Source organism: Olivibacter sp. XZL3 (assembly GCF_004368405.1).
In the GTDB taxonomy this organism is placed as follows: Bacteria; Bacteroidota; Bacteroidia; order Sphingobacteriales; family Sphingobacteriaceae; genus Olivibacter.
The window spans coordinates 1-5978 of sequence record NZ_SBJH01000074.1; the positions used below are offsets into that span (position 1 = coordinate 1).

Annotated in this window: 6 protein-coding genes; 5 read left to right on the forward strand and 1 reads right to left on the reverse strand. The window is 40.1% G+C overall.

The window, feature by feature from the left end:
* Nucleotides 1-99: 99 nt before the first annotated feature.
* The 4 genes from EPX21_RS17150 (at nucleotide 100) to EPX21_RS17165 (ending at nucleotide 3417) form a co-directional block, all read left to right on the forward strand.
* The gene (locus EPX21_RS17150) at nucleotides 100-483 is read left to right on the forward strand and encodes a hypothetical protein (RefSeq protein ID WP_134090917.1); all 384 of its coding nucleotides are present in this window, start codon (nucleotides 100-102) and stop codon (nucleotides 481-483) included.
* A gap of 331 nt (nucleotides 484-814) precedes the next feature.
* Nucleotides 815-1150, forward strand: a complete 336-nt coding sequence (locus EPX21_RS17155) for a hypothetical protein (protein ID WP_134090918.1) — start codon at nucleotides 815-817, stop codon at nucleotides 1148-1150.
* Nucleotides 1151-1161: 11 nt separating this feature from the next.
* Complete coding sequence (locus EPX21_RS17160) at nucleotides 1162-1656, forward strand: hypothetical protein (protein WP_134090919.1); 495 nt, start codon at nucleotides 1162-1164, stop codon at nucleotides 1654-1656.
* A gap of 18 nt (nucleotides 1657-1674) precedes the next feature.
* Complete coding sequence (locus EPX21_RS17165) at nucleotides 1675-3417, forward strand: hypothetical protein (RefSeq protein WP_134090920.1); 1743 nt, start codon at nucleotides 1675-1677, stop codon at nucleotides 3415-3417.
* Nucleotides 3418-3475: 58 nt separating this feature from the next.
* On the opposite strand, the gene EPX21_RS17170 is transcribed toward EPX21_RS17165, so the two are convergent.
* Complete coding sequence (locus EPX21_RS17170) at nucleotides 3476-4354, reverse strand: transposase (protein WP_134090921.1); 879 nt, start codon at nucleotides 4352-4354, stop codon at nucleotides 3476-3478.
* Nucleotides 4355-4659: 305 nt separating this feature from the next.
* Between EPX21_RS17170 and istA the strand changes: the two genes are divergently transcribed.
* A complete protein-coding gene (gene istA / locus EPX21_RS17175; RefSeq protein WP_240768714.1) occupies nucleotides 4660-5940 on the forward strand; it encodes an IS21 family transposase in 1281 nt (426 codons plus the stop codon).
* Nucleotides 5941-5978 lie beyond the last annotated feature (38 nt).

Here is a 5978-nt window from a genome sequence, read left to right on the forward strand (position 1 = left end):
CCACATTCCAACAGGATAGCAATAGCAAGTCTGATTGGAATTCTTTAGTTTTGGGTGTAGCTAGCTAGGGTAAGATTACAATTAAATCTGTCAAAGAGATTGATAGAAGAATATGCACATAAAGAAGTGTTAAGTAAGACTTACGAGGGCTTGTCAAAACAGATAACAAATATAAATGATGCTAGTCAGTCTGATGAGTTGAAATTTAGGCTACTGTCTAACTTTTTGCAGGTGTCATCAGAAAACCCTGGAAAGTTAATTTCTAATTACGAGGCTTCTGATCATCCTATTATGGAGGCATTGGAGCAAAGCTATAAATTTCAGATAGCAATTGACCGCTTAGAGGGGATTCCTGGTTTTGGAAAAGTTGCCGCTATGTTAGAAACAAAAACTAAGAAAAAGCTAGAAGACCGTACAAAAAAAATTGAGAAGGCTTTGGCTGGTGATGAGAGCAACGAGGAAGATGAGGAAGAAGAAGTATAAAAAATAAGAGGAAGTTATTGTGATATTCAATACGATTAAATGGTCGATTAGGAATATAGAATTTATATGGGGGAAAATGGCTCAATAATATTTGTTATATTCTTCGTCATTACAGTTTAGGTAGTGTTTTTTGTTGCTAGGAAGTTCAAGACAATTGTATCGTCATTGTATGCCTGCATCAACAACATTATGAACGAAAAGACTATTTTTTTTCAGAAGCTTTGCTTATTCAAAGATTTTATGAAGCAAAAAATTATCGAAGAAGAGGTGAAGCCAGTGTTTTCTAGAATGAAGGAAACCAGAATTATACCTAAAGGATTTACTATATAAAATGGAAAGGGGCTACTACACACTAAAGGGAAAAGCTGCTGAAAGATATTTCAACCAGAATGATGCATTGAGGGAATTCCATAATCTCTTTACGTATGAGAGTAAAGACGATAGAACCATTGCCATATTAGGAGGCACATTTCTGGAAATGATATTAGAACATATTCTTTATGCATTTTTCCCAGAGGGCGAAAGAAGTGGAAGAAATGATGCAATTCAACCAACCTTTACACCAAAAGATTATTTTCAGGTTGGTGTTAATAGTCTGATCATCCATTTGAATGGATGCGTATCCATCGCAAGAAATGAAAAACGTTCTATAAGGAATAATTTTTGAAATGAGAGGATATGGCTAATTTCTGGAGGCAACAAGGTGTTCCGCATAAAGGATGGACTTTAGTGAATGTGATTGATGTTCGGGAAGATGGTCAGCCGGAGTGGGAAACCGATTATGAAACTTGTATGATGTGCGGTAATGAAAAAATCAGATACGTACATATCTTGGAACACCCTGATGTAAACGACGAGTTTAGGGTCGGCTGTACTTGTGCAGAGAAATTGACCAATGATTATATCAACCCTGAAAGACGGGAAAGAGAACTAAGAAATCGGTCAAGCAGGAGGATTAACTGGACTAAAAAGCAATGGAAAAGAAGTAAAAACGGGAACTATTTTTTAAATGTAGATGAACATCATCTGCTTATTTATCGAGATAAGGGGACAAACAAGTATAAAGTAAAAATAGGTGAAACGTTCGGAAAAAAAACCTTCTCTACTTTAGAGAAAGCCAAAATCGCCGTATTCAACGGTATAGAATATTTAAAAGAGAAAGGAGATTGGTAACCAATAATACCCATAATTATGATTAACGTTATTGAGATCGAACACATAAAGGGAATCCGCCTAAAAAGATTTGAGCTGAAAATCCAACCTAATAAACCAAGTCTTCTAGTTGCTCCTAACGGATTTGGCAAAAGCTCATTTGCGGCAGCATTCAATTCAATGAACAATAGAAAAATTGTGCTGGATGAAGAAAATTACCACGAAGAAAATGGAGCTCTAGCTCCAAGAATCCGTATAGTATATACTAGACCGGATGGTGCACCTGCGACACTTGAAGCTACTAATGTTACAAATACTATAAGTTCTGAGTTTGATTATTTTGTCATAAATAATCTAACTAAACCCAAGGGGATAGGAAACCAATACGGACGGGCGAGTGCAACTTTAGAAATCAAAGATGTTGTTTTAGTAGATCGTATTCCTAATAATGTCCCATTTGGTAATCAATACAGAGCTGCTCAACAAAGATTCGGTCAAAACGCCAGAGTGTTACCAAATCCTGATGCAGCTCTTAATAATCTGAAGCTGATTGAAAAATTAAGCTTTAACTATCAAGCATTGGAAAGAGCTAACGGTCAAAAAGTCCAATATCGAATCAATGCAATTATAGATGAAATCAACCAACAAGCAGGAACAACTGAAATTTTAACAAATTGGATAACAAACAACAAGCTAGACGACCTGAAACAAATCGAACATTTAAATACTATCGGTGACTTGGTTCATGAAATTGATTTGGGTTATAATTCAGAAACAAAATCGTATCTGGTAGCGATTCAATTGATATGGCTTTATAACAACAATTCAAATAATTTTAAAAAAGCTTGTAAATACAGTAACTATCAACTAGACAAGCAACGTTTTCAAAATACACTTTCAAACTTCAATTGCACTTGGAAAGGCATCCGTGCCAGCCAAACACGTGGGCAGCTAGTTGTGAAGTTTCCCAAAGCCATACATATATCTAACGGTCAAAGAGATATTCTAACTTTTATAGCCATGCTTTTCAGGGCAAGACAGCATTTAAAGAAAGGGGCAAATATCTTAATAATAGATGAAGTATTTGACTATCTTGATGATGCCAACCTGACGGCAGCACAATATTATATTACAACTTTCATCAAAGATTTTAAAGACGAAGGTAGGAGACTTTATCCTATCATTCTGACACATCTAAACCCGAATTATTTTAAAAATTTCGCCTTCAATAATCAAAAGGTTTACTATTTAGACAAATCAAATATTCATATTAATCAGCATTTGGAAAGACTGCTCCGCATAAGAGAAGACAATAATGTTGATGAGTTATTAAGAAAAGACATTTCCAGACATTTAGTCCATTATGAGCCTGTTCAAATCAACAGACGTAATGATTTTAGAAATTTGAATATACCTGAACTTTGGGGAGAAGCAGACAATTTCTATCAATTTCTTTTTGCCGAAGTTGACAATTACCTAAATGGTCGTGCATTCTGTCCCTTTGCTGTTTGTGGCGCAGTAAGAGTGAAAATTGAGGAGATAGCGTACAATAAGCTACAGACACCAGCTTCACGAACAGTCTTTCTAGCAACAAATATGACTAGAAATAAATTAGAAAAGGCTCAAGAAATGGGTGTTGTTTCACCAGAGTCTCATTATCTGCTGGGAATAATATACAATGAAGGGATGCATTGGAAAGATAATATTGACAATGTGTCACCAATTGCATCCAAACTAGAAAACCTCACGATAAAGAAGTTAATCAGAGATATTTTTGAGTAATAAAAGTCTATTATGAGTATTCCGGAAGAAATTGGTTCTTCCCCACTTTTGGTGGTCACTAAGGAGCCAGTACCAGCCTTTTCTCCAGTAGGCGAAGCGAGCAACGTTCGTACATCTGTCTTTTCAGGGTCTTTAACTTGTTCACGTTTCCTTCAACCGGGCCATTGCTCCATGGTAGATCGAAGGCATTTTTGATTGCAACGAAATCTTGTTGGAGCCCTTTTGCAAAGCCACATAATTCCGGGATCGAGCAATCGCTTACGCTCTGTATCCAATCCTGTAAGCCTATGCTACATTGATCTTTAAACATCATCTGACGGAACTTTCTTATAAAAGATAGTGATTGTTTCAATACAACTGAAGCCGTACAGAGCTGGTTTAATATTTCCGATTCATCCCTGGAAAGTTTTTTGGGATCATTGAAAAAGAGGATAGCGCTTCTCGATGGTCTCCAGAGGCTGAGATCCGAAGGCAACACTGTTTTTATTCCCTTTTTCTTACCCATTGCCAGACTATGCCTGGCCAGCCCGTCGGATAGAGTGGAATATGCACCCTGATATCCGCGGCTTTTAAGTTCAGTATGTAACTGTCTGAGCTGGATGCCCGGATTCTCTGTTTTTCTTTTCTTTATATAACCAAGATGTTTCGCCAGCCCTGTCGGTGAGATGTACGTTTTTCGCGGAAGTTCCTCGCAGTGTTTATATTTTCTGACCGTTATACGGCTCATCTTAAACTTTCTGGCAATTTCCCTGATCGGAACATCCTGTTGTAATAATTGTTTAACCTCCCGGAATTTTTCCTCCTGACGTGGAGAAGCCATACTTTTCAATATGCGCGGAGATGCATGCCTTGTTTCACTTTGGATATCCCTTACTCTTTTCACTGCTGCGTGTTCCCTGTCCAGGATTTTCCGGACCGCCTCGCCAAGGTTTTTCAAAAGGTGCCAGCGATCCGTTACCTGGATAGCCTGCGGTGCACCTTTTGTTGAGCCACGTTGATAATTGCCATATTGGATATTACGGTTCGAATTGTGCCAGCCAATTCGGTCCGATAGTGCCGGTAATCACGGTTTAAATGATGCCATTTCAGATTGATATTGACCATTTCCATTACGGTTCGTTTTGTGCCACTATCGATCTGGCATATATTGGGCATTAATTATATAGCAGAACAATTACGGTTCGTTTTGTGCCACTTTAGGAGATCAAGGACTACCTTGTCGCATCACATAAATACAGCGACATGGCCAACAAACTTGATCCGATGGACTTAAAACAGATAATCACTTTACATCTCGACGGGACCAGCAACCGCAGGATAGGCTCCATTCTGGGAATCTCCCGGAACACGGTCAACACCTATATGCAGTTGTTTGAAGCAAGTGAATATTCGCTTGAAGAGCTCCTGCGCTTTGATACGCCGGCCTTATCCGAGCTTTTTTCGTCCCATACGACCGTTGACACCGAGCGGCATAACGAGCTTATGCTGTACTTCGAAAAGGTCAACAGGGCCCGGAACCATCCCGGCTTCACTTTTCTGCATCACTACCAGCAATACGTGGAGCAGGCCCGGGATCCGTACAGTTACACCCAGTTTCTGGAGCACTACCGCCGTAAATACCCTAAAGAAAAAGGTTCGATGAAGCTCGACCATGTCGCCGGAGAGGAGATGTTCATCGATTTTGCGGGAAAGAAGCTGCATATAACCGATAAGGAAACCGGAGAGCTTATTTCCGTGGAAGTATTTGTTGCCATTCTTCCCTGTAGTCAGTATACCTACGTGCGGGCCTGCAGGAGCCAGAAACGGGCAGATCTGATCGATTGCTGCGCGCGGGCGCTACGCTACTATGGCGGGGTTCCCAAAGCCATCATTTCAGATAACCTAAAGTCAGCCGTCAGCCGGGCAAGCAGATATGAAGCGGATATCAACCGGAGCTTCAAAGACTTTGCCCGCCACTACAACTGCGTGATCAACCCTACGCGCGGGTATTCGCCACAGGATAAGGCGCTGGTTGAGAATGCCGTACACCTGGCCTATCAGCGTATCTATTACCCCCTGCGGGATATGACTTTTTTCTCACTGGAAGATCTTAACAGGGAGATAGGCATATTGCTGGAGCGTTACAACAGCCTTCTGTTCAGGCGTAAAGAGTCCAGCCGTACTGAACTCTTCCAGACCATTGAGCGCCAGTACCTGAAAGGACTGCCCACCACACCATATGAACTGAAGGATTATAAAAAGGCCAAAGTCCAGAAAATGGGCTATGTCTACTTTTCGCCCGATAAGAGTTACTACAGTGTTCCTTACCGGTATATCGGCAGGGAGACCACGATCCATTACACCAAAAGCAGGGTCGAAGTATTCTACCATCAGCAGCGGATTGCCATGCACCAGCGTAATCTGGCCAAAGGATCTTATATCACCAACACCGATCATCTGAGCAGTACGCATAAGTTTTATTCCGACTGGAACCCGGACTTCTATGATACTCCCTATTTGTTGGACAACTTTTTACTAAACTAAGATATAATTACGATACATTTTTAATTTCCTGATAGAAC